Origin of the sequence: Collinsella tanakaei YIT 12063 (assembly GCF_000225705.1) — a bacterium.
GTDB lineage: Bacteria > Actinomycetota > Coriobacteriia > Coriobacteriales > Coriobacteriaceae > Collinsella > Collinsella tanakaei.
Genome location: NZ_JH126468.1, coordinates 351051 through 372388, shown reverse-complemented (window position 1 = coordinate 372388; position 21338 = coordinate 351051). Strand labels below are relative to the sequence as shown.

Annotated in this window: 19 protein-coding genes and 1 riboswitch; of the genes, 11 read left to right on the top strand and 8 right to left on the bottom strand. The window is 62.0% G+C overall.

Going from position 1 to position 21338, the window contains the following annotated elements; all coding sequences use genetic code 11:
• Window positions 1-10: 10 nt before the first annotated feature.
• A complete protein-coding gene (locus HMPREF9452_RS05070) occupies window positions 11-919 on the bottom strand; it encodes a peptidoglycan-binding domain-containing protein (RefSeq protein ID WP_009141057.1) in 909 nt (302 codons plus the stop codon).
• 291 nt (window positions 920-1210) lie between these two features.
• On the opposite strand from HMPREF9452_RS05070, the gene HMPREF9452_RS05065 reads away from it, so the two are divergent.
• The 4 genes from HMPREF9452_RS05065 (at window position 1211) to HMPREF9452_RS11795 (ending at window position 4839) form a co-directional block, all read left to right on the top strand.
• On the top strand, window positions 1211-1930 hold the full coding sequence (locus tag HMPREF9452_RS05065; RefSeq protein WP_232205021.1) for a response regulator transcription factor: 720 nt from the start codon (window positions 1211-1213) through the stop codon (window positions 1928-1930).
• A gap of 134 nt (window positions 1931-2064) precedes the next feature.
• Window positions 2065-3630, top strand: a complete 1566-nt coding sequence (locus HMPREF9452_RS05060) for a sensor histidine kinase (RefSeq protein ID WP_232205020.1) — start codon at window positions 2065-2067, stop codon at window positions 3628-3630.
• Window positions 3631-3751: 121 nt separating this feature from the next.
• Window positions 3752-4552 carry a TVP38/TMEM64 family protein gene (locus HMPREF9452_RS05055; protein ID WP_009141054.1) on the top strand — a complete coding sequence of 267 codons (801 nt, stop codon included), beginning with the start codon at window positions 3752-3754 and terminating at the stop codon, window positions 4550-4552.
• Between the two features lie 134 nt (window positions 4553-4686).
• Window positions 4687-4839 (top strand): hypothetical protein, encoded by a 153-nt coding sequence (locus HMPREF9452_RS11795; RefSeq protein WP_009141053.1) that lies wholly within the window; start codon window positions 4687-4689, stop codon window positions 4837-4839.
• A gap of 148 nt (window positions 4840-4987) precedes the next feature.
• Here HMPREF9452_RS11795 and HMPREF9452_RS05050 read toward each other — a convergent pair whose 3' ends face one another.
• A complete protein-coding gene (locus HMPREF9452_RS05050; RefSeq protein ID WP_009141052.1) occupies window positions 4988-6001 on the bottom strand; it encodes a polyprenyl synthetase family protein in 1014 nt (337 codons plus the stop codon).
• 76 nt (window positions 6002-6077) lie between these two features.
• Window positions 6078-7139, bottom strand: a complete 1062-nt coding sequence (gene galE, locus HMPREF9452_RS05045) for a UDP-glucose 4-epimerase GalE (RefSeq protein WP_009141051.1) — start codon at window positions 7137-7139, stop codon at window positions 6078-6080.
• Window positions 7140-7315: 176 nt separating this feature from the next.
• Between galE and HMPREF9452_RS05040 the strand changes: the two genes are divergently transcribed.
• The gene (locus HMPREF9452_RS05040; RefSeq protein WP_009141050.1) at window positions 7316-8542 is read left to right on the top strand and encodes a coiled-coil domain-containing protein; all 1227 of its coding nucleotides are present in this window, start codon (window positions 7316-7318) and stop codon (window positions 8540-8542) included.
• A gap of 187 nt (window positions 8543-8729) precedes the next feature.
• On the opposite strand, the gene HMPREF9452_RS05035 is transcribed toward HMPREF9452_RS05040, so the two are convergent.
• The 3 genes from HMPREF9452_RS05035 to HMPREF9452_RS05025 form a co-directional block, all read right to left on the bottom strand.
• Complete coding sequence (locus HMPREF9452_RS05035) at window positions 8730-9539, bottom strand: energy-coupling factor transporter transmembrane component T family protein (RefSeq protein ID WP_009141049.1); 810 nt, start codon at window positions 9537-9539, stop codon at window positions 8730-8732.
• Window positions 9523-11373, bottom strand: a complete 1851-nt coding sequence (locus HMPREF9452_RS05030) for an ABC transporter ATP-binding protein (protein ID WP_009141048.1) — start codon at window positions 11371-11373, stop codon at window positions 9523-9525. The genes HMPREF9452_RS05035 and HMPREF9452_RS05030 overlap by 17 nt, the downstream gene beginning before the upstream one ends.
• 101 nt (window positions 11374-11474) lie before the next feature.
• Window positions 11475-12011 carry an ECF transporter S component gene (locus HMPREF9452_RS05025; protein WP_009141047.1) on the bottom strand — a complete coding sequence of 179 codons (537 nt, stop codon included), beginning with the start codon at window positions 12009-12011 and terminating at the stop codon, window positions 11475-11477.
• A gap of 8 nt (window positions 12012-12019) precedes the next feature.
• A riboswitch (FMN riboswitch) is annotated at window positions 12020-12161 on the bottom strand.
• Between the two features lie 96 nt (window positions 12162-12257).
• Here HMPREF9452_RS05025 and murB point away from each other — a divergent pair.
• On the top strand, window positions 12258-13205 hold the full coding sequence (gene murB, locus HMPREF9452_RS05020) for a UDP-N-acetylmuramate dehydrogenase (protein WP_009141046.1): 948 nt from the start codon (window positions 12258-12260) through the stop codon (window positions 13203-13205).
• A 47-nt stretch (window positions 13206-13252) separates the two neighbouring features.
• Here the strand turns inward: murB and HMPREF9452_RS05015 are convergent, their stop codons facing one another.
• Window positions 13253-14392 carry an FAD:protein FMN transferase gene (locus HMPREF9452_RS05015; protein WP_009141045.1) on the bottom strand — a complete coding sequence of 380 codons (1140 nt, stop codon included), beginning with the start codon at window positions 14390-14392 and terminating at the stop codon, window positions 13253-13255.
• A complete protein-coding gene (locus tag HMPREF9452_RS05010; RefSeq protein WP_009141044.1) occupies window positions 14385-14924 on the bottom strand; it encodes a Gx transporter family protein in 540 nt (179 codons plus the stop codon). Before HMPREF9452_RS05010 ends, HMPREF9452_RS05015 begins: the two co-directional genes overlap by 8 nt.
• Window positions 14925-15495: 571 nt before the next feature.
• Between HMPREF9452_RS05010 and HMPREF9452_RS05005 the strand changes: the two genes are divergently transcribed.
• From HMPREF9452_RS05005 to hisB, 5 genes are all read left to right on the top strand, one after another.
• Entirely contained in the window at window positions 15496-16188 is a 693-nt protein-coding gene (locus HMPREF9452_RS05005; protein WP_009141043.1) for a DUF4867 family protein, read from the top strand.
• A gap of 195 nt (window positions 16189-16383) precedes the next feature.
• Window positions 16384-18081, top strand: coding sequence for an ATP phosphoribosyltransferase (gene hisG / locus HMPREF9452_RS05000; protein WP_009141042.1), 1698 nt, complete (start codon window positions 16384-16386; stop codon window positions 18079-18081).
• Window positions 18082-18194: 113 nt separating this feature from the next.
• Window positions 18195-19616, top strand: coding sequence for a histidinol dehydrogenase (hisD, locus tag HMPREF9452_RS04995; RefSeq protein ID WP_009141041.1), 1422 nt, complete (start codon window positions 18195-18197; stop codon window positions 19614-19616).
• 7 nt (window positions 19617-19623) lie between these two features.
• Window positions 19624-20712 carry a histidinol-phosphate transaminase gene (gene hisC / locus HMPREF9452_RS04990; RefSeq protein WP_009141040.1) on the top strand — a complete coding sequence of 363 codons (1089 nt, stop codon included), beginning with the start codon at window positions 19624-19626 and terminating at the stop codon, window positions 20710-20712.
• A 2-nt stretch (window positions 20713-20714) separates the two neighbouring features.
• Entirely contained in the window at window positions 20715-21338 is a 624-nt protein-coding gene (gene hisB, locus HMPREF9452_RS04985; RefSeq protein WP_009141039.1) for an imidazoleglycerol-phosphate dehydratase HisB, read from the top strand.

Sequence of the window (21338 nt, the reverse complement as noted above, 5' to 3'; positions counted from 1 at the left end):
GTAGCGTACTTTAGGCGCTAAGTGCGTCGCAAACGCCATCAAGCAGACGGATTGCAAGAGTTTGTGCGTCACTTGAGGTAAATGTGCCGTAGCGGGTGAGCCCGGTGAGCTCAAAACGCACGCGTGCGGGCTTTTGCGTCGACGCGGCGATCGCGGTGCGGATGCGCTGGGACAGGTTGGTGCATTCAGCCAGCGTGATAGTGGCCACGGGGGCTGCGGACTCGGGCAGCGGTTCGCTCGCAAGGACAAAGATCACGTCCATGTCCTGAGGCTCTTCGGAGTCGTACAGAACCACGCCGCTGTTCTCGGTGGTGGCGGACGCGATATTCCAAATGCGCGAGGCGATGTTGCGGGCGATGGCGTCCTCGCCGCCCACGGCAACGTTGACGTGCTCAAGAACGCTTGCTGCGCGGGCAAAGCCGGAGCGAGCCTCGGAGTCGATGTTCACCACGGAAGGCTTGTCCTTCCACACGTGGTGCAGGCGCTTGATGTAGTTAAAAGTGTCCTGAAACGCCATGCCGTCTGCAAAGAGGCCCACGTTTTCTTGAAACTGCTGCAGCGCCGCCTCGGTATGCGGACCAAAATAGCCGTCATCGATGCCGCAGGCAAAGCCAAGCACGTTGAGCGCTTGCTGCAACGCGCGTACATCTGCTCCGTGGAAATTAGGGAGGCGCAGGTAGAGTGTGCGGTCGCCCAGTTTGTACGACGCATCGACTAAGGCGCTCCAGCAAACGGAGTCGACCTCGTCCCCCGTGGCAAGACCGGATACAACGCGAAAATCTGACACGGCCTTTGCGGTGGAGGCGCCGTAGTCGCTACCCTCGAGCTCATGCTCGTCGATGGCGTAGCCAAGCGATGCCAGGCGCGTCTGCACGTCTTCGACGGCAGGGCCCTGCATGCCTTGCTTGATCGAGTCCATCGAAACCCCTTCCTATGGTGACCTTGCCCTTGTATGAAATCATCCATATAAAAGGGCGAGGCAGAATGCTCAGTGTTTGCGAATCGGTCCGCCTGTGCATGGTGAACCAACCTACAGTGTATCAATTATGATGCGGGCATATGTGTTCTTGCCGTTCAAATCTTTCGCAAGCCTTAAGGTGGCTTTAAGGCGGGTGGCGTACCGACGTGTAGGAAAATAGTCGACAATTGCGTTGCATGATATGGTTGGGGCGCATTGCGCGCATCCGGCTTTTCATATGAGGGGGGAACCGTGGAACGAGTAGCTGCAGCTTCAACGCGCAAAATGTTGATTGTGGACGATGAGCAGGACATCGCGGCGATGCTGGCCGATTATTTTTCGATGGAGGGCTATGAGACCGTTGTGGCAAACGACAGTTCTGCGGCTCTTGCACGCGCTGAATCCGGCGCGGATATTGTGCTCCTTGATGTCAACATGCCCGGCATGGATGGGTTTGAGGTGTGCCGTCGTCTGCGCGAGCACCTGGCCTGCCCCATCATCTTTCTTACCGCGCGCGTGGAGGATGTGGACCAGCTGGACGGGTTTGCCGCCGGCGCGGACGATTACGTGCTCAAGCCGTTTTCGCTAGAGGTCCTGGGGCGCCGCGTGGCAGCTCATCTGGCACGTGAAAACCGCGTTCGCGAGCAGGGCTCTTCGGTGAAGTTTTTTGAGCGCCTAACCATAGATTACGGAATGCGCACGGTCGAGGTGCGCGGCGATTGCGGTGAGGCGGTGCCGGTCGAGCTGACGCGAACGGAGTTTGACATCATTGCGCTGTTGAGCAAAAGCCCTGGAAGGGTGTTTGACCGCGACCTTATTTACCAGCGCGTTTGGGGTTGGGACGCAACGGGAGACTCGTCCATTGTCCGCGAGCACATGCGTCGCGTTCGCAAGAAGTTGGCGGGCGCCGGCGCGGGCGATGACTGCATAGAGACCGTATGGGGCGTGGGTTACCGCTGGGTGGCCAAATGAGGCGTTTGCTGCCAAAAACGAGCCACCGGGGCGCGGGCGGACATCGATCGAAGGAGGTTGGCTCGCCTCGCCCTAGTAGGCTGAAGCGCCTTCGCGCGTGGTGGGCCTCTCGCCCCCTCGCGGTGACGTTTGCCGTGTACCTGGCGTGTTATCTGGTTGTAGCGACCGCGCTTACCATGGTGGTTATAAGCGCGTTTGACCGCAGCGACTTTATTCAGTATTACGAAGTTGAATTTGAGGACCAGGGCGGGCGCGTGACGCACGCGGCGGTTGATTCGGGCCCCTATATTTATGACGAGGAGCTAAATCAGCTGGCTCCCGCCACGGAAATAGACGTGCCGGGCGATAACCCCTATGCCGTGTTTGTGAGCGTGGACGAGCAAAGCGTGCCGGCGTATACGCAGGATGGCTCCAGCGATAGGTACCGTGAGGTGTATGCGACGCTTGAGATGCTTGAATCTGGCCAGATCGAGCTCTATGACTGGGGCCTTAATTACAACGACCAGTATCCGCAGGAAGACGTGCTGAGCGACTACGATGACATCACCGCGCAGGTGCTGCCAGAATACGATCGGATCAACCGCGCGGGTCGCGTGGACTCCGTCGCGATGTTTGAGGCGGCGACGGGCATAGACTTTGCCCAGGCGTTTGGCACCGGCAAGACATCCAACGTTGCCTACTATGCCGACGCCATAAGGGTTGCAGAGCCGGGCTATACCATTTTGAACCTATTGATAGGCGCGTCGCCATTTGTGATTTACGGCGGCCTGGCCATCATCATGTTCCGTCGCTTCTACCGCGTGCACATCGCCGAGCCCCTGGATGATCTTTCCGGCGCCGCTCGCCGCATTGCCGCCCAAGACCTCGATTTTTGCATTCAGCCGGTGCAGGGCAAGGAGCTGGGCGCTCTTTCGGTCACGCTGGAGGACATGCGAGCATCGCTGCTGGCGGCTCAGCGCGAGCTATGGCGCACTGCGGAGGAGCGCCGCAGGCTCAATGCGGCGTTTGCACATGATCTGCGTACGCCCGTGACGGTGCTAAAGGGCACGGTCGAGATGGCGCGCCTGCGCGAGGCAAAGGGCGAGCATATGGACGAGGAGCGGCTTGAGACGCTTGCGGGGCAGGTTGGGCGACTTGAGTCCTATGCCAACGCTATGAGCGGATTATCCAAGCTTGAAGACAGAGACGTGGTTCGGACTTCGATAGGGGCCGAAGAGCTTGCCGACGAGCTATTTGAGCATGCCGCCGACATCGTGTCCGCCCGCGGCGAAGGGCTGGAGCTTGCGTGCAAGCGCGGTCTGCTTGAGGGGGATGCCTGCGTGGACGTGGCGCTTGTCGAGGAGGTCATGGGCAACGTTCTCAACAACGCGTGCGGGCATGCGGCGGGAAACATAACCGTGGCGGTGTCTTGCGGCGCTGCGGCTGGGGGCGCCGCGGCCGGCGACGGTGGCGATGGCAGCGCGGGCGATGGGATACTTGTTGTGGCTATTGAGGACGATGGACCCGGCTTTACACCCGAGGCGCTGCACCGCGGGTGCGACCCCTTTTATAGCGATCGCAAGTCGGCGGAGCACTTTGGCCTAGGCCTCAACGTGTCGCAGATCCTCGTCCAGCTACACGGAGGCAAGATTGAGTTGGGCAACGCGCCGGATGGCGGGGCCCGCGTGACCGCAACGTTTGACGTCGGCGCGTTTTCATAAGAGCGCGAGGACGTTCGGACGCGGTTTCCTACGGGATTCAAAAAAAACTATTCGACCGTTGACAAAGAGTTGACAGGCGGATGCGAACCTAATGATAAGGAAGATGTTAGGGGAGGTCGCCATGATGCCTGTGAATGGTTTGGAGCCGGAGCCCGCGCTGGGCAGTGTGTCGTTTGCCGAGGGGGCTGAGACGGCCTCGGGCGCAGGTACGGGCGTGCGAGGCGCGGGCGATGCCGGGCACCGGGGCGGTTTTCACCTGCGCCGTTGGCATGTGGTATGCGCGCTGGTGATTGTTGCCGCCTTGGTGTTGGGCCTGTGCTGGCGTTATTTGCCAGACGTATACGCATGGCTTTCTAATCCCGATGCCGTGCATGCGTACGTGGAGCAGCATGCGGCTCTCAGTCGCCTTGCCATCATAGGCGTCAATACGCTTCAGATAGTGCTGGCGTTTTTGCCCGGCGAGCCCATTGAGCTGGCAAGCGGCTACGCCTTTGGTTTTTGGGAAGGCACCGCGGCCTGCCTGGTGGCAAGCGCGGTGGGGTCCTCGCTGGTCTATTGGGCCGTGCGCCGCTGGGGCTGGAAGGTTATGGGGCTGTTCTTTACCCGCGAGCAGTTTGAGCGGTTTAGCTGGCTTAAAGATGCGCGCAAGCTCGAGTTCATCATGTTGGTGATCTTCCTTATCCCGGGTACGCCCAAGGATTTTCTCACGTATTTCGCCGGCCTTACGCGTATGCGTTTTGGCGCCGTTTTGGCGATTGCCACGGTAGGCAGGATTCCCTCTATTGTGACATCGACCGTTGCCGCTTCTGCGTTTGGCGCGGGCGAGTACGGCATCATGGTTGTCTCGATGGTGATTGCCGTTTTGCTTGTGGGCCTGGGCGCCATTGCGTATAGGTCGCTTGAGGCGAGAGCCCGCCGCTAGAGGCGCGCGGGTAAACGCTTACTTCGCCGTGCCCTGGTCTTTACGCCCGGCTTGCCATGGGCGCGTAGGATAGGGTCACGGCAAGAATGCCACGGCGCGACGAGTGCTGTGAGCTGCGTTAAGGGGATGAGAAGATGAACAAGCCGCGCGCGTGGGGCGACGTAATGATGGATGAGGACGGCGTCGAATTTGACGTGCTGCCCTTGCTGGAAGATAAGGGTGCCCTTGCTTCTGCAGCAATTTGCAGCGTGATCTTGGTGGCGCTGCTGGTTTCGCAGCTTCTGTAGCGCTAAAGCGAGGGCGGAAAAGCCGGTAAGAACCAGAGCGTAAGCCTAAAAGCGGGCCGGATTGCGCGTGCGCAGTCCGGCCCGCTTTGTGATTTGGGCGGTTTAGATGGATACGTTGGCGGTGGCGCCAATGCCTGAGGCGACCCTGCTAGCTCAGGCGCTCGACAAAGAAATCCGCCATGCTCATGAAGAGCTCCTTGCAATGGTTGTCCAGTTCAATAATGGCGAGGAGCTCCTTTGCCTGCGCCGTGAGTTTGAACGAATAGTCGCGCGCAAAGTCTATGGATCCCGCCTCCTCGAAGATCTCGACGGCGCGCGAGAGAACCTTGGGGTCTGTGGCGCCGGATTGCAAGATCTGCACCAGCTCGTCGCGGTGGCTGCTGTGGGCGAGGGCGTGGACGGCGACCAAGGTGCGCTTGCCCTCGGTGATGTCTGAGCGGAAGTCCTTGTTTCTCGCCTCTTTTTTGCCCACCAAGTTGAGCAGGTCGTCCTGAATTTGGAAGGCGAGCCCTGTGTTAAGGCCAAAAGCACGCAGCGCCTCTACCTGTTCGTTTGAGCCGCGGCCAATGATGGCTCCGCATGCCAGGGGCGTGGCGCCGCTGTAGTAGGCGGTTTTGAGCGTGGCCATGCGCAGGTAGTCATCGACGGTGAGGTCAAAGCGCTGGTCGCGCACCCAGCCAAGATCGAGCGCCTGGCCTTCGATGGTGCGCGTGGTCATGTCGACAAGCTCGTACAGCAAACGGATCTTCATGTGGTCGTCAAGCGAGTCATCGTCCAAAACGCTGCCCGTCACCAATGAGAGGGCGAGGTCGCCGCAGTTGATGGCAATGCCCTCGCCCTCGGTGAGGTACATGCATGGCTCGCCGCGTCGTAGCTGGCCGTTGTCGGCGATATCGTCATGGATAAGGGCGGCGGACTGAAAATGCTCGATCGCGGCCGCCGCGCTGATGGCGGCGTGGAAGTCTCCGCCCACCGCCTGGCAGGCAAGCATGCAGATAAGGGGGCGGTGACGCTTGCCCGCATTTGCCGAAAAGCGTCCCAGCGGTGCGTAAAGATAGGCTTCGATGTCGGCGTTATCGGTTTTGTCGGTAAAGAACGACACCAAATGCCGGTTGATTTCTTCAAAGTGTCGGTTGAGGAAACCGGTGAACGGGCTAGGCACGCTAAATCAGGGTCCTTTGCATAAATAGCTTGCTTAAACGGGCAGGTGGACGGACTGGCGAGAATCGCTGTTGGCTCTACTGCGCGGTGGCGAAGCCGTCGGGGTTTTTGGACTGCCAGTTCCACGAGTCGCGGCACATGTCATCGATACCGTACTGAGCCTTCCAGCCCATTTCGCGCTCTGCCTTGGAAGCATCGCCGTAGACGGCGGCAACGTCTCCACCGCGGCGCGGGCAGATCTTGTAGGGCAGCTCGCGGCCGCATGCAGCGGAGAACGCACGGACAACTTCGAGTACGGACGTGCCCTGGCCGGTGCCCAGGTTAAAGATCTCAACGCCCTCGCGGCCGTTCATCCAGTCGAGGGCGGCGACATGGCCGGTTGCAAGGTCGACAACGTGGATGTAGTCGCGCACGCCGGTGCCATCGGGGGTGTCGTAGTCGTCGCCAAAAACCTGGACGGCCTCGAGCTTGCCTACGGCGACTTGCGCAACATAGGGGACAAGGTTGTTGGGGATGCCCTTGGGATCTTCGCCGATAAGGCCGCTCTTATGGGCGCCGATGGGGTTGAAGTAGCGAAGTAGCACAACGTTCCACTCGGGGTCGGCGGTGTGCAGGTCGGTGAGCATCTCCTCGATCATCCACTTGGTCCAGCCATAGGGATTGGTGGCGGGCTTCTTGGGATCGGTTTCGCGCACGGGCAGGCGGTCGGGGTCGCCGTAGACGGTTGCGGAGCTGGAGAAGATGATCGACTTGCAGCCATGCTGGCGCATCACGTCAACAAGTACCAGCGTGTTATCGATGTTGTTGTGGTAGTACTCAATGGGCTTGTGAACGGACTCGCCCACGGCCTTGAAGCCGGCGAAATGGATCACGCGGTCGATGTGGTGCGCGTCAAAGATGCGGTTCATGGCGTCGCGATCAAGAACGTTCGCCTCGTAGAAGGTGAGGCGCTTCGCGGCCTCGTCGCCAGCGATCTGCTTGATGCGGTCGACGGCGATGGGGCTGGAATTAGAGAGGTCGTCCACGATGACAACCTGATAGTCCTTGGCAAGGAGCTCGACCACGGTGTGCGAGCCGATAAAGCCGGCGCCGCCGGTGACGAGTACGCAGATATCCTGAGGTGCAAGTTCTTGAGACATAGGTCCTCCTCTGTGTTTGCACGAACTCTCAAAAGTATAGCGCACTGCCTGGGGCGGCCGTTCATCCGTTGGGTGTTGATGAATCTCGTCCAGGGTAATCCGAAGAGGGTGCTCCTGGGGTATCCTTATGCGACAGGCAGTGTTCGACATATCATTACACATTAAACGGAGTCCATATGTCACAGCCCACCATGCAAGCGCCCCGTAACAAGGCGGGCGAGATTTGCGCACTTGAAAGCGACCGGCTTGCCATAAGCCGGCGCAATGCCATAAAAGCGCTGTTTGGCGCGGCGGCAGCGGCAACGCTGTTCGCCAGCCCCATGCGCGCCTTCGCTACGCCCTCTGCAACCAAAGAGACCACCGATGCCCTGGCTGCCGCCCAAAAGAAATTTGAAGAGGCGCAGCAGCAACTCGATGACCTTTCCGATCAATTTCAGACGTTATCTGAGGAGCTGGACGATACTATCGGCCAGATCGAGGACGTCAACGGCCAGATCGATGACACGCAGGAGCTGATCGAGGAGAAGCAAGAGGAGCTTGAGGAGAAGCAGGGCGATCTGGCCCACCGTGTGTCGAGCAGCTATAAGGCTGGCGATAATCGCATGCTGGCGCTGCTGCTTTCGTCCGAATCCTTTAGCGATCTGCTGTCCAAGACCTACTACATCAACAAGGTGAACGAAAGCGATCAGCGCGCCATTGAAGAAGTGGCGCAGATCCAAGAGGACCTAAAAGAAACCAAGGCGGAGCTGGAAAGCCAGAAGGTTGAGCTTGAGGGCCTTAAAGAACAGCAGACCGCGCAGCTGCAAAGCATGAAAGATAAGAAGGACGAGGTCCAGGCGCTGCTTGATGGCCTTGACCAAGATGTAAAGGACCTTATCGCCAAGCGCGATGCCGAGATTCTCGCCGCTGCGAAAGCGGAAGAGGAGGCGCGCCGCGCTGCCGAGGAGGCCGCTAAACAACAGGCGTCTGGCGGCGGCGCCACGAGCATTCCGGGCGACGGCCAGGGATCGTCCAGCGCGGGCAACCTGCAGCAGCTTGTTGTGGCGTGGTGCAAGAAGACGCCGTCCCCCGGCGTGGGTCTTTGCGCCTGGTGGGTTTCTGACGTGTTTGAGCGCGCGGGCCTGGGCAACGTTCCCGGTAACGCCGACGATATGTATAGCAACTTCTGCACCAGTTCTAAAAAGTCGAACCTGCAGGTTGGCATGATTATCGCGGTCTCGTCTCACAGCCATACATGGGCGGGCAGGATCTACGGCCACGTGGGCATTTACGTGGGCGACAATACCGTAATGGATAACGTTGGCTATATCCGCAGCATTAATGTGGACGAGTGGATCAGCTATTACGGCGGTATCGTGACCCCGCGTTGGGGCTGGGCGAACGGCAACAACCTCGCCGGATAGCAAGCGTTCCAAACGGGCAGCGCCCCCGCCATCCCCTAGATGCGCGCTTCGCGGAGCATCTAGGGGATGGCGGGGGCGCCTTTGTGTTTGATGGCTTGCCGGCGTGGTGCGTGGTGAACTTGCGGCGTACTGTCGGTGTTGGCGCGTGTTGTACTGGGCGCCTGCACCGGGTCTGGATGCTGTGCTGCTAGATGCCGAGTAGGTTGATGACACACAGGCCTGCCAGGTAAACCAGGCACGCCGCGGCGAAAGGACCGTCCGCGTGCGGGGAGAAGCGCATCTCATGGTAGTGGGTGCGGGAGGCGTCGCCGGTGTAGCAGCGGGCATCTAGCGCGCGGCCAAGGTTGTCCGCGTGGCGCAGCGCGCTTGCAAACAGCGGTACCACCAGCGGCGCGCATGCGCGTGCGTAGGCCAGGGCGCCTTTGTTCTCAAGGTCTGCCCCGCGTGCGGTTTGCGCGGCAACAATGTTGTCCGCCTCTTGCGCGAGCGTGGGAACAAAGCGCAGCGCGATGGACAACACCAGCGCTCCCTGGCTTACGGGAACGCCCAGGCGCTCTAAGGGCGCGAGTAGTTTTGCCGCGCCATCGGTAAGCGCCGTGGGCGTGGTGGTGAGCATAAGCAGCGACCCTGCGATAAGCAGCAAAAAGAAGCGAAACGTATAGAGAATCGCCGCCTCGACGCCGCCGCTAAAGATGCGGATGGGGCCAAAGCCAACAAGCTCCTGGCCGGTTTGCACAAAAAACAGGTTGATAAACGATGTGATAAAGAGGAAAAGCGCGATGGGCTTGATTTGGGATAGCAGCCGGCCCGCCGGCACGTTTGCCAGCGCGACGCATGAGCCCACGGCAACTCCCGCTATGGCGAGTCCGGCCAAGGAGTGCACAAAGAAGCAGCTCGCCATAAAGGCGACGGTCGCCACAAGCTTTGCCCGCGGGTCGAGGCGGTGGATGGCGGAGTTGGCAGAATAGTATTGGCCAATGCTAGCGCGCAGCGCCATGGGGCAGCACCTCCGTAAGAGACGCAACAAGTTCATCGATGGTGAGCGGGATGTTTTCGGCGGCGTTAGCGGACGAGGCGGCAAAGGAGAGTCCCATGCTGGCAAGACGCTCTGCGAACGCTTGCGCGCTTGGGATGCCTATGCTCTCCAGGGCGTCTGCGCGGGTGGTGAAAACCTCGCGCGGCGTGCCGTCGGCGACGACGCGCCCGTGATCAAGGATGACGACGTGGTCTGCAAGCTCGGCGACATCGTCCATAGAATGCGTGACAACCAGCAGCGCGGTGCCCTGTTTTTTAAGGTCTTGCAGCAGGGCGCGAACGTGCTCGCGGCCGCGGGGGTCAAGCCCCGCCATGGGCTCGTCAAGCACCAAGACGGGCTGGCGCATGGAAAGGACCCCGGCCAGGGCGACGCAGCGTTGCTGGCCGCCGGAAAGCGCGAAGGGCGATCGGCAAAGCAATGCCTCTGTAGGCTCAAGACCGGTTTTAGCGAGAGCGCTCGCTACGCGTTCGCGAACCTCGTCCTCGTCCAAACCCAAATTATGCGGGCCAAACGCAACGTCCTCATAGACGGTTTGCGCAAAAAGCTGGCGTTCGGGCAGCTGCGACACGTAGCCGATCTCTTTTCTAAGGCGCGGACGAAGTCGAAGGTCCGCGGTGTCGATGCCGTTTACCTTGACGGTGCCGGTAAGGGGGACTTTGAGTGCGCATGCGAGCTCGATGCTGGTTGATTTGCCCGATCCGGTATGGCCTACCAGGGCGGTTAGGGAGCCCGGTGCCAAAGAGAAGCTCGCGTTATCCAAGGCGAGCGGCCCCGAGGGGCGCTTCTTGGCGGGCTGGCAGAGCCCGTGCCGGCGCTTTTTGCGGGCAGATGCTGCCTGCGCGTAGTCATAGGAGACGTCGCGGAAAGCGATGGCGGGGATGGCGTCTTCGTGGTTCCGGGGCGCGCTGCCGATGCCGGCTTCGTTGCTTGACGGCGTGTGGCGGACGGGGCCTTGCGGCGCCATGGACGCAAGGGAATGGGCAAGTTCGTCTTGGCCTGCGGTGAGGGGTGCGTTGATGCCGCTGTCGCGAAGACGCTGGGACAGGCGCATGGCGAAGGGGAGCTCCAAGCCAAGCTGGTTGATACGTTCATGGTGGGCGAAGACCCGCTGCGGCGTCCCGTCCAGCGCGACGAGGCCGTGGTCCAGCACTATGACGCGGTCTGCGAGCAGGGCATCGTCCATATAATGCGTGACGTGAACCACGGTGATGCCGCGGCGCTTGAGCGAGCCCACAATGCGCTGGATCGACTGTCTGCCGTGGGTGTCGAGCATGGCCGCCGGCTCATCGAGCAGCAAGATCTGCGGATCCATGGCGAGCGCGCCGGCGATGGCGACGCGCTGCTTTTGCCCGCCGGAAAGATCCGCGGGGTCTGCTTGCGCCAGGTGGCCCATGCCCACGGCTGCCAGGGCGGCATCGACGCGCTGGACAATCTGCTCACGCGGAACGCCCAGGTTTTCCGGGCCAAAGGCGACGTCGTCTGCGACGACGCTGGTGGTCATTTGGTCTTCTGGATGCTGGAACACCATGGCTGCCCGCGTGCGGATCGCCATGGCGTTAGCGGGATCCAGCGTGCTTTTGCCCAAAACGCGAACGTCTCCCGATGTGGGCAGAATCAGCGCGTTGAACAGCTGGATGAGGGAGGACTTCCCCGACCCGTTGCTGCCTAGAATGCAGACATGCTCGCCTTGAGCGATAGAGAGCGTGATGCCGCGAAGCGCTTCTACGGGCTGCGCGGTAGGGGAGGGGTAGCTGAGGCGTACGTTGTCTAGCTGGATGATGGGCGAGCTGTGCATAGGATGCTTTCTAATGGTGAGCAAAAGCTGCAACGGACAAGAGCGGGCACGTTGCGGTGTGGTCGCGCCCGCGCTTGCGCAAGGCTGGGCTTGCGTGGAGTTTATGCCTTGCTGGAGTGCAGGACGTTCATGCAGGGGGCCAGCAGCACTTGGCCGGCAACCACGTTGATGACCATCTTAAGGGTGTTGAAGGGTAGCAGGATGGGCAGGATCATGCCCGCTACCTGCTCCATGGTGACGGCGGTGTACAACGGCGTCACCACCAGGTTGAGCGCGCAGGCGGCGACGATGGACAGCGCGGCGCCGAAAACCATGCCCGCGATGGAGCCCGCGCGGGTGTTGCCGGACTTGGCGTAGATAATCGCTGTGGGGATGATGAGGCAGCACGTGGAGAGCATACCCATGGGTGCACCAAAGGGGTCGAGGAAGACGCGCGGCAACCAGGACAGGATGGCGACGGCGGCGCCCAGCTTGGGGCCAAACGCCAGCGCGGCAAGCAAGCAGACGATGCCCGAGGGGTCGTACATAAGCCAGGGGGCCGCAGGGAAGATGGGGATTTGGATAAAGGAGAGCGCGAATGAGGCCGCGGTAAACAGCGCGGCAAGGACGATTCGCTTGGTATCGATAGAGTTGTTCATAATAGGAGACCTCGTTTCTCTCATCCGGACTATACCGTCGGCCCCGGATTCGCACCGGATCAACCGCTTGCGCGGCTCGCGGGCTTGTGGACGCACGTTTCGCATCCATTTACCGCCGGTGGGGAATTTCGCCCCGCCCTGAAACATATGCGAGGCCACTATACTCGCTTGATGGAGTCATATGCAAGGGGCTGTGCGCTGGGTATAGTTAAGCTGCATAATTCAAGCGACATCAAGGCGGTGCTCATGCACGATTACGAAAGTTTCAACCCCGACCTTATTTGCGCCCTTGCCGGCGTGGTGGGCGAGGACAACGTGCTTATGGTGGAACCCATGAAGCTGCACACCACCTTTAAGATTGGCGGACCGGCCGATTTGCTGGTGAAGCCCCAGGATCCCCAGCAGCTGGTGCGCGTGCTGGACACCTGCACATTTGCCGAGACCCCCGTTACCGTGGTTGGCAATGGGTCGGACTTGCTGGTAAGCGACCGCGGCATTCGTGGCGTGGTGGTGCTGCTGCGCGAGAACATGGCGGACGTGCGCATTGAGGGCGCGCGCGTTATTGCCCAGGCGGGTGCGCTGCTGCGAGACGTGGCGCTTGCCGCCGCGGATGCGGGGCTTTCTGGCCTGGAGCCCCTGTGGGGGATTCCCGCTACGGTGGGCGGCGCGTGCTTTATGAACGCCGGCGCCTACGGCGGCCAGACCTCCGACGTTTTGGAGTCCGTTGACGTCTACGTGCCCAGCAAGCGCGGGCAGCGCGGGTCGGTCTGCACGTTGGACGTGGAGCAGCTCAACATGGGATACCGCAAGAGCCGCGTGAATACGGATGGGCTCATCGTCCTGAGCGCCATCTTTAAGCTGACACCGGACAGCCCGGATGCCATTCGCTTTGCCATGGATGATTTCCAGGCGCGCCGCGAGGAGAAGCAGCCCTTGGACATGCCGTCCGCCGGCTCCACCTTCAAGCGGCCCGAGGGATATTTTGCCGGCAAGCTAATTATGGACGCAGGCCTTCGCGGGGCGAGCGTGGGCGGCGCGCAGGTGTCCGAGAAGCATTGCGGCTTTGTGGTGAATACCGGTCGCGCCACGGCGGCGGACGTGTGCGCCTTGATCGCCCATATTCAAGACGAGGTAAAGGCGCAGTTTGGCGTTGACCTTGAGCCTGAGGTAAGGCGCGTGGGCGAGTTTGCCTAGCCGGCGCGGCCGCGGGGCTTGCGGGGGGCGGGCTTGCGAGATGGGGCCTAGGACTCGAAGCTGGTGAGCTCTTGCCAGCGCGAGCTCTCCGCATGGCTGCCATCGAGCTTGATGAAGTAGGCGGCGGTGTCTTGGTGGGTGTCTGCCAGGGCGCCGCCGTTTTTGCTGCCCGCAACAAACAGCGTGGTAGAGAGCGCATCTGCTGTGGTGGATGAGGGGCAGGCGACGGTTACGCTGGCGGTATCGGTTTGGACGGGCATGCCGGTGCGGGGGTCTAGGATGTGCCAGTACGTGGTGCCGTCCAGCTCAAACGTGCGCTCGTAGAGACCGCTGGTCACCAACGAGCCGCCGGAGACATGGGCCGTGCCCACCACGGTGCTTCCGCCGGGGTCGTTGGGATCGCGGATGCCGGTGTTCCAGGTCGAAGCGTCCGGCTTGGTGCCAAAGAAGGCGATGTTGCCGCCCAGCGAGATGACCGCGGCGGTGGCTTTGGTTTTGCTCGCCAACAGTTCGCACAGGCGATCTGCGATGTAGCCCTTGGCGATGCCGCCCAGGTCGAGTTTTGCCTGGGGGTCGGTAAGCCGAACCGTCGAGGATTCCTCGTCCACTTCCACCCCATGCCAGTCGACGTGTTGGAGCGCGTCCGCGATGGCCGCGTCATTGGGACGGACGCCCTTTTCAAAGTCCCATAGCGTCGAGACGGCGCCGATGGTTATGTCGAACAGCCCGTCTGCCTGGGCGCAGTACTCGAGCGCGAGGGCGATGAGCTGCGCGGTGTCGGGATCGACGGCGGTTGCAGCTCCTTGGGCGGCGTTGATGCGCGCTACGTCGCTTGACGGGCTGTAGAGGTCGAAGAGCTCGTCATAGTGCGCGCACGCTGCCGATAGCTGGGACAAGGCAGTGTCATCCCCCCACACGGTGAACGTGCAGTATGTATCGAACGCGAAGGTGGATCCGGTGGCGGGCTTTGACGAGTCTTCCTGCGAGGCGGACGTTTGGTTGGTGTTTTTGGAACATCCCGCAAGGCCGGCGGCAACAAGAGCCGCTGTTGATGCCGCGGCGCAGACGGCTTGCCTGCGTGTGAGCGCGGGGACGGTGGGCGCGTTGAGGCGCGCTCTGGTGCCGGCGGTTTTATTGCCGGGGCGGTCGGTGGGCTTGCTATTTACGAGGCGAAGCGGCTTAAACACGGGTCGCCTCCTGCGGAATGGCGGAGAGCACCGCTTGGACCAGTATGCCGATTGCCAGACCGCAAATGATTCCGGCGACTGCCAGGACAGGCGCGTTGACAAGGGCGACGGTGGGGGAGAGCGTAAGCGCGACCATGATGAGCTGGCCCGCGTTGTGTGCGATTCCGCCCAGCACCGATATCGATATGGTGGAGAACAAACCGCTCTTGTGCGCCGCCACCATAATTGCCCAGGACAGCACGCCGCCAGCGATGCTAAAGACAAACATTTGCGGGTTGGCGAAGAGCATGGTCGAGCACGCCACCTTGATAAGCATAAGTATGAAGGCCGGCTTGGCCCCCATGCGCTCGAGCGCGAAGAGGACGATCGCGTTGCCCAGGCCCAGTTTGACACCGGTGATGGTGACGGGAAGCGGAACCAGGACCTCAAGATAGCCGGCGACCAGCGCAAGGGCTGCCAAGACGCCGTAAAGCGCCGCGCGTCTGGCGGGCGATGCGGGGGCGTTGCTATGTGGGTGTTCGTTCGTAATCATGCTGAGTAGTATAGCTGGTTTTACGGGCTCTTCTTATAGCGACGGTTCGATTGTGCCTGGTGGCGACTAGGGCGGTTGCTGCGGCGGATCGGGCGTGCCAAATAATCGCTTAGTGCGGAGGTTTGGACAAATAGTGGCTTAGTGCGGTCTCTGGCGTGTCAAACAATGCGTTAGTGCGGAGAGGAAGGGCGATAGGCAGGGTACCTTATGAATAGGGTATTCGCATCGCCAAAGCTAGAAGGCTTGGACGATATGGGCGGATGCATGCGGAAGTTGCGTCGGGCGACCTTCGAACCGCACTAACGTACTATTTGACCAAACCTCCGCACTAACGCGTTTTTTGACACTCTTCCCTTTCCGCACTAAGTCGGTTTTTGGCACCACCGCTCCAGCCCAAAAGGGGTGGCGGAAAAGATGAAAGAAATGTTGATTATCGTTTATAAATGATTAATACTGTGCGAAAATGAGCAGTAATGTTGAGGCGCACAGGTGCCCGGCGCGATCGCATCGAATGCACCAAGCTGAACCGCGTCGATGGGCGCTGCTGTGCCCAAGAGAAGGGAGGCCGGTCATGGCCATCAAGATCGAATCCGTATTGGATGAGGCGTTTCGCCCTTACGGTCGTGTGTGGAGCGACGTTCCCCAGGCGTACCTGGTCGAGCTGGCTGAAACGTTGGAGCACTCGACCCCTATGCCAGAGGGCCGCAGCTACTCCGCGAGCGACCCCGCCCTTGAGAACATGGCGTGCGCGCCCGCGCTTTCCGCCCTGTTCTTTGGCGGTCGCCCCGCCCAGCTTGGCTGGTGCAACGGCCATAACACCAAGCTCAACTGCCTCGAGTATCACCGCGCCAGCGAATTCAACTTTGGCTCGCGCGACTTCATTTTGCTGCTTGCCCGCGAGGAGCAGATTATCGACGGCGAGCTCGATACATCGCTGGTCCGCGCGTTTCATGTCCCCGCGAACACGCTGATCGAGGTGTACGGCTCCACGCTTCACTACGCTCCTTGCCAGGCGTGCGCGGACGAGGGCTACAAGGTGCTGGTCGCCTTGCCACAGGGCACAAACGGCCCCAAGTCCGCGTTGCCCCGGGGAGCCCAAGGCGGCGACGCTGCCATGCTGTGGGCGGCCGACAAATGGCTTATCGTTCATGAGGAATCCGGCAAGGGCGAGCTGGGCGCATGGGTCGGTTTGGTGGGCGAGAACATCGACATCGCGGACAGCTTGGCGAGCGACGCCGGCGCTGGCGATGTCGCGGCCAGCTAGGCATAGCGACCCTCTCTCTCATTGCGCGCGCATCCGCACGCGGCGCAATGTCACGCGCGTGTTACGGATGCATGGAGCGAAAATACGATAACTTTACTGTGATAAAGTTAATGGACTGGTGCTTTGCCAGTCCATTTTTTTATGCATCTACGTCGGCGCGAACACATGCGCGCCATTTGCTGAAAGGGGGTACCGATGACGGCGACGCCTTGGGGATTCAGAGACATTCTTCCGCAGGAGGCGCAGCTTCGCGAGGACATCGCGCTTACGGTGAAAGGCTGCTTGCGCGAGCATCATTATCTTCCGGTCGAGACGCCCCTGCTTGAGGACAAGCGCTCCCTGGAGCAGGCGGGCCGCATGGCGGACACCCCGTTCAAGCTTTTTGATGACGACGGCGGGCTGCTGGTGGTGCGCCCGGACAACACCCTGCCCATCGTTCGGCTGGTCTCGGCCCGCATGGCCTCCGGCGACTTGCCTCTGCGCCTGCGCTATGAGGCGCCGGTGGTTCGCGAGCAGCCACGCCTTACCGGCGGATCGCGCCAGTTTACCCAGCTGGGCTATGAGCTTATCGGCGAGGGCGGCAGTAAAGCGGACGAGGAAATCGTGGGCCTCGCGCTCTCATCGCTCAAAGCACTTGGTTTGGATGATTGGCGCATCGTGTGCGGCAGCGTTCGTCCTTTCAAAGAGGTGCTCGCCCTTGCAAACGACGCCGCGCTTTCCCGCGACGCGCTCAAGCTGGTGCATGCCAACAACTTTATCGACCTGGATGACCGCGTTGCCGCAAGCGGCGTCACGCCGTGCGTGGCGCGCGCCATGTGCGAGATCCCTCGCATCCACGGTGGCCTGGACGCGCTCGATCGCGTGGATGAGCTGCTGGCAGATGCCGGTGCGGACGAGTGCGCGACCACGGAGCTGCGTGCGCTCTACAAGGGCTTGCTGTCGCAAGCGGAGGACGGGGACGTCCTAGCAGGGCGCATCGCCTTCGACTTCTCGCTCATGAACTCCTTCGATTACTACACGGGCCTGGTGTTCAAGGCCTATGCCGGCGGCCTGCCGGACCCGGTTGGCTCCGGAGGTCGCTACGACTCCGTGCTCGACGGGGCATTTGGAATCGCCACCCGCGTGCCCGCTGCAGGCTTCGCCTTCTCGCTGGAGCGCCTTGAGGGCGCAACCGGTTCCGCCCGCGCGGCAGACGGTGACTACGCGGTGGCGCGCGAAGCCGCCTCGCCCCTGCGAATCGCGGTTCCCAAGGGGTCGCTCAAGGACGGCACCATAGAAGCGCTTGAGGCCGTGGGTCTGGACGTTTCCAATTTCCGCGACCCGGGCCGGCATCTCATCGTCTCCTCGCGCGACATGCGTCCCGGTGGCACCATCGGCGACGTGGAGCTGGTCATCGTCCGCCCAACCGATGCCCCCGCCTTCGTGGCGTGCGGCGGTGCGGACTGCGGCATCTGTGGACGAGATTCCCTTATCGAGGCCGATCTCAACCTGCTGCAGCTGGTCGACCTCAACTACGGCGCCTGCCGTTTCATCGAGGCGGAGCCCGCGGATCGCGCCGGCTTGGCCGAGCGGGCCTATGCACGTCGTGGATCTTTGCGCGTGGCGACCAAGTACCCGCGCATCGCCGCCGCGTGGTATGAGAGCCGCGGGGTCAACGCGGAGATCGTGTCGCTGCACGGCAACATCGAGCTTGGGCCAATCGTTGGTATGACGGACCGCATCGTCGACATCACAGCGACGGGCACCACGCTGCGGGAGAACAATCTGGTGATTACGGGTGAGCTTATGGAGTGCACGGCGCGCTTCTTTGTGAACCCCGGGCGCGCGCGCCTGGATGCCCGCGTGCTCGAGTTGGCAGATCGCCTGGCTGCGAGGCGTCGCTCGCAGGCGTAGTCGCGCCGTTCGCGCCGCGTCGCCAAGTACCGCAGGTGCTTGCGCCAAAACAAGGCAATGACTCGTCCGCGTGCGGCATCGGTCGCCGCGGACGTTAACAAAGGGGAATAGATATGAAGACCGTACAGTTGGGCGCCGGCGAGCGCCTCACCGTCCTCAACCTCAACCGCGAGGGCGCCGTGCCGCTCAAGATCACGCGCGCCGCACAGGACATCATCGAGGGCGTGCGTGCGTCGGGCGACGAGGCCCTTCGCCGCTACTGCAAGGATTTCGACGGAGTTGAGGTGGATGAGTTCCGCCTGCCGCAGGAGCGCATCGACGCCGCGCTGGACAATATCGACCCAGCGTTTCTGGCCGCGCTTGAAAAGGCCGCAGAGCAGATTCGCGATTTCCACCAGCGCGAGGTCCAGCAGTCCTGGTTCACCACGCGCGCGGACGGCACCATGCTGGGCGTCAAGGTCACGCCGGTGCGCGCCGCGGGTATCTACGTGCCGGGTGGTCGCGCGCAGTACCCCTCGACCGTCCTCATGAACGCCATCCCGGCAAAGGTCGCGGGCGTCGAGCGCGTGGTCATGGTGACCCCGCCCCAGCGCGACGGCGGCATCTCGCCCTACACGCTGGCAGCTGCCAAGGTGGCGGGCGTGGACGAGGTCTATACCGTGGGCGGCGCGCAGGCCATCGCCGCGCTGGCATATGGCACGCAGTCCATTCCGCGCGTCGAGAAGATCACCGGCCCCGGCAACGCGTACGTGGCGGCTGCCAAGCGCCTGGTTTCGGGCGAAGTGGGCATCGACATGATCGCCGGTCCCTCCGAGGTGTGCGTGTTGGCGGACGCCTCTGCCAACCCCGCCGTGGTTGCGGCGGACCTTATGGCGCAGGCGGAACACGATCCTCTGGCGGCTTGCTACTTGGTGACCTGCGATGCGCAGTTTGCCACCGAGGTAGAGCGTGCCGTAGAGGTGCTGGTCGCCCAGAGTCCACGTGAGGACATCACCCGTACGTCTTTGGATAACGAGGGCGTCATCGTGGTCGCCGCAGATATGGACGCCGCCGTCGACGCCGTCAACACCATCGCCCCGGAGCATCTTGAGCTGCACTGCGAAAACGCCATGGGCCTGCTGGGGTCCATCCGCAACGCAGGTGCCATCTTTGTGGGTGCATGGAGCTCCGAGCCGCTGGGCGACTACGTTGCCGGCCCCAACCACACGCTGCCCACCGGCGGCACCGCCATGTTCTCCAGCCCGCTTTCCGTGGACGATTTCGTGAAGCGCTCCAGCGTGATCTGCTATACCCCGCAGGGCCTTATGAACGACGCTCCCGCCACCCAGGCGATGGCGCGCCGCGAGGGACTGTGGGCTCACGCGTTGTCTGCGGGCCTGCGCCGTCGCGTGCTGCAGCAGGGCGAGGGCAGCGTGAGCGCGGACGCGTTGCAAGGCGAGGACCTCACCGCGGTCGCCTGGCCGGATGACGAGGCTGCCGTGGTGATGCGGGGCGCCGCCTTGGACGCTGCTGCCCGCATGGATAAGGAGGCGTAGGTTCGCTATGGCAGAGCTTTCCGACCGCATGCGCGAACTCGTGCAGCCCCACTTGAGGGGTATCGAGCCCTATGACCCCAACTTCACGCCCACCAAAATCAACCTTTCGGCCAACGAGAACACCTACCCGCTGCCCTCCGGCGTGCGCGAGCGGCTGGACGCCGCGCTTGCCGCGACGACGCTCAACCGCTATCCGGACCCCATGTCAAACAGCCTGCGCGATGAGCTGGCGCGTCGACACGGCGTGGCGCGCGAAAACATCTGCGTGGGCAACGGCGGCGACGAGCTGCTCTTCAACCTGCTCTTTGCGTTCGGAGGCTGCGGGCGCACCATGCTCACCTGCACCCCGGCGTTTTCCGAGTACCAGTTCTTTGCAGACCTCACCCAAACGTCTGTGCTGGATATTCCTCGCGATCCCGTGACGTTTGAGGTGGACGCCGCGCGCGTGCTCGCCGCCGCTCCGTCTTGCGACGTTGTGGTGCTGACCTCGCCCAACAACCCAACGGGCAATCTCATCGACCCCGCCCTCACCCGCGAGGTGTGTCGCGTGTGCCCTGGCGTGGTGTTGCTAGACGAGGCCTACATGGAGTTCGCCGATGCCTCCGCATCTGCTCTGGGGTTGTTGGATGAGTGCTCCAACCTTGTAGTCCTCCGCACGTTGTCCAAGGCATTCGGAGCCGCAGGCGTCCGTTGCGGGTACGTGGTCGCCGCGTCCGACATCATCGATGCGTTCGCTGCGATCCGCCAGATCTATTCCGTCAACGTGCTTACGCAGGCGGCGGCGTTGGAGATGGTTAAACAGCGCGAGCGGTTTTCGTCTACCGTTGCCACCATCTGCTTGGAGCGCGATCGCATGTACGCGGCGCTATCTGAAGATCCCCGCGTGACCGTATGGTCCAGCGCCGCCAACTTCTTGCTGGTCCGCATGGCAAACGCCTCCACGGTTCGTCGGCGCCTGCGCGATGAGTTCTCGATTCTTGTCCGAGATTTCAGCGCCGTCGCCGGACTCGAGGGGTGCCTGCGCATCACGGTGGGTACACCACAGGAGAACGACGCCGTGCTCGCGGCGCTTGATTCGCTGTTGCGAGAGGAGTAGCCATGACCATTTACAAGAAGCCCGTCGCCAATCTGGAGAAGCCGCGTGAGGCCTACGTGCACCGCACCACTGGTGAGACGGATATTTCCATCAAGCTCAACCTGGACGGAACCGGTGCCTGCGACATCGCTACCGGCGTGCCGTTCTTTGATCACATGCTCAACGCGTTTGCCCGCCATGGCCAGTTTGACCTTACCGTCAAGGCAACCGGCGACGTCAAGGTCGACGCGCACCATACCGTGGAAGACACCGGCATTGTGCTGGGACAGGCTTTTGCCCGCGCATTGCAGGACAAAGCGGGCATCACGCGCTTTGCCGACGTGTGCATTCCCATGGACGAGACCTTGGTGCAGGCCGCTGTGGACATTTCTGGCCGAGGCCAGGCATACTGCGATCTGCCCATCCCCACCCAGCGCGTGGGCTCGTTTGACACGGAGCTGGCGGTTGAGTTCTTTTATGCCTTTGCGCGCGACGCCGGCGTGACGCTGCACGTGCGCGAGCTTGCGGGCGAGAACTCCCATCACATTATCGAGGCCGCGTTCAAGGCGGCCGGCCGCGCCATGCGCTTTGCGTGCGAGCTCGACCCGCGCGTGGTGGGCATCCCTTCAACCAAGGGTTCGCTGTAG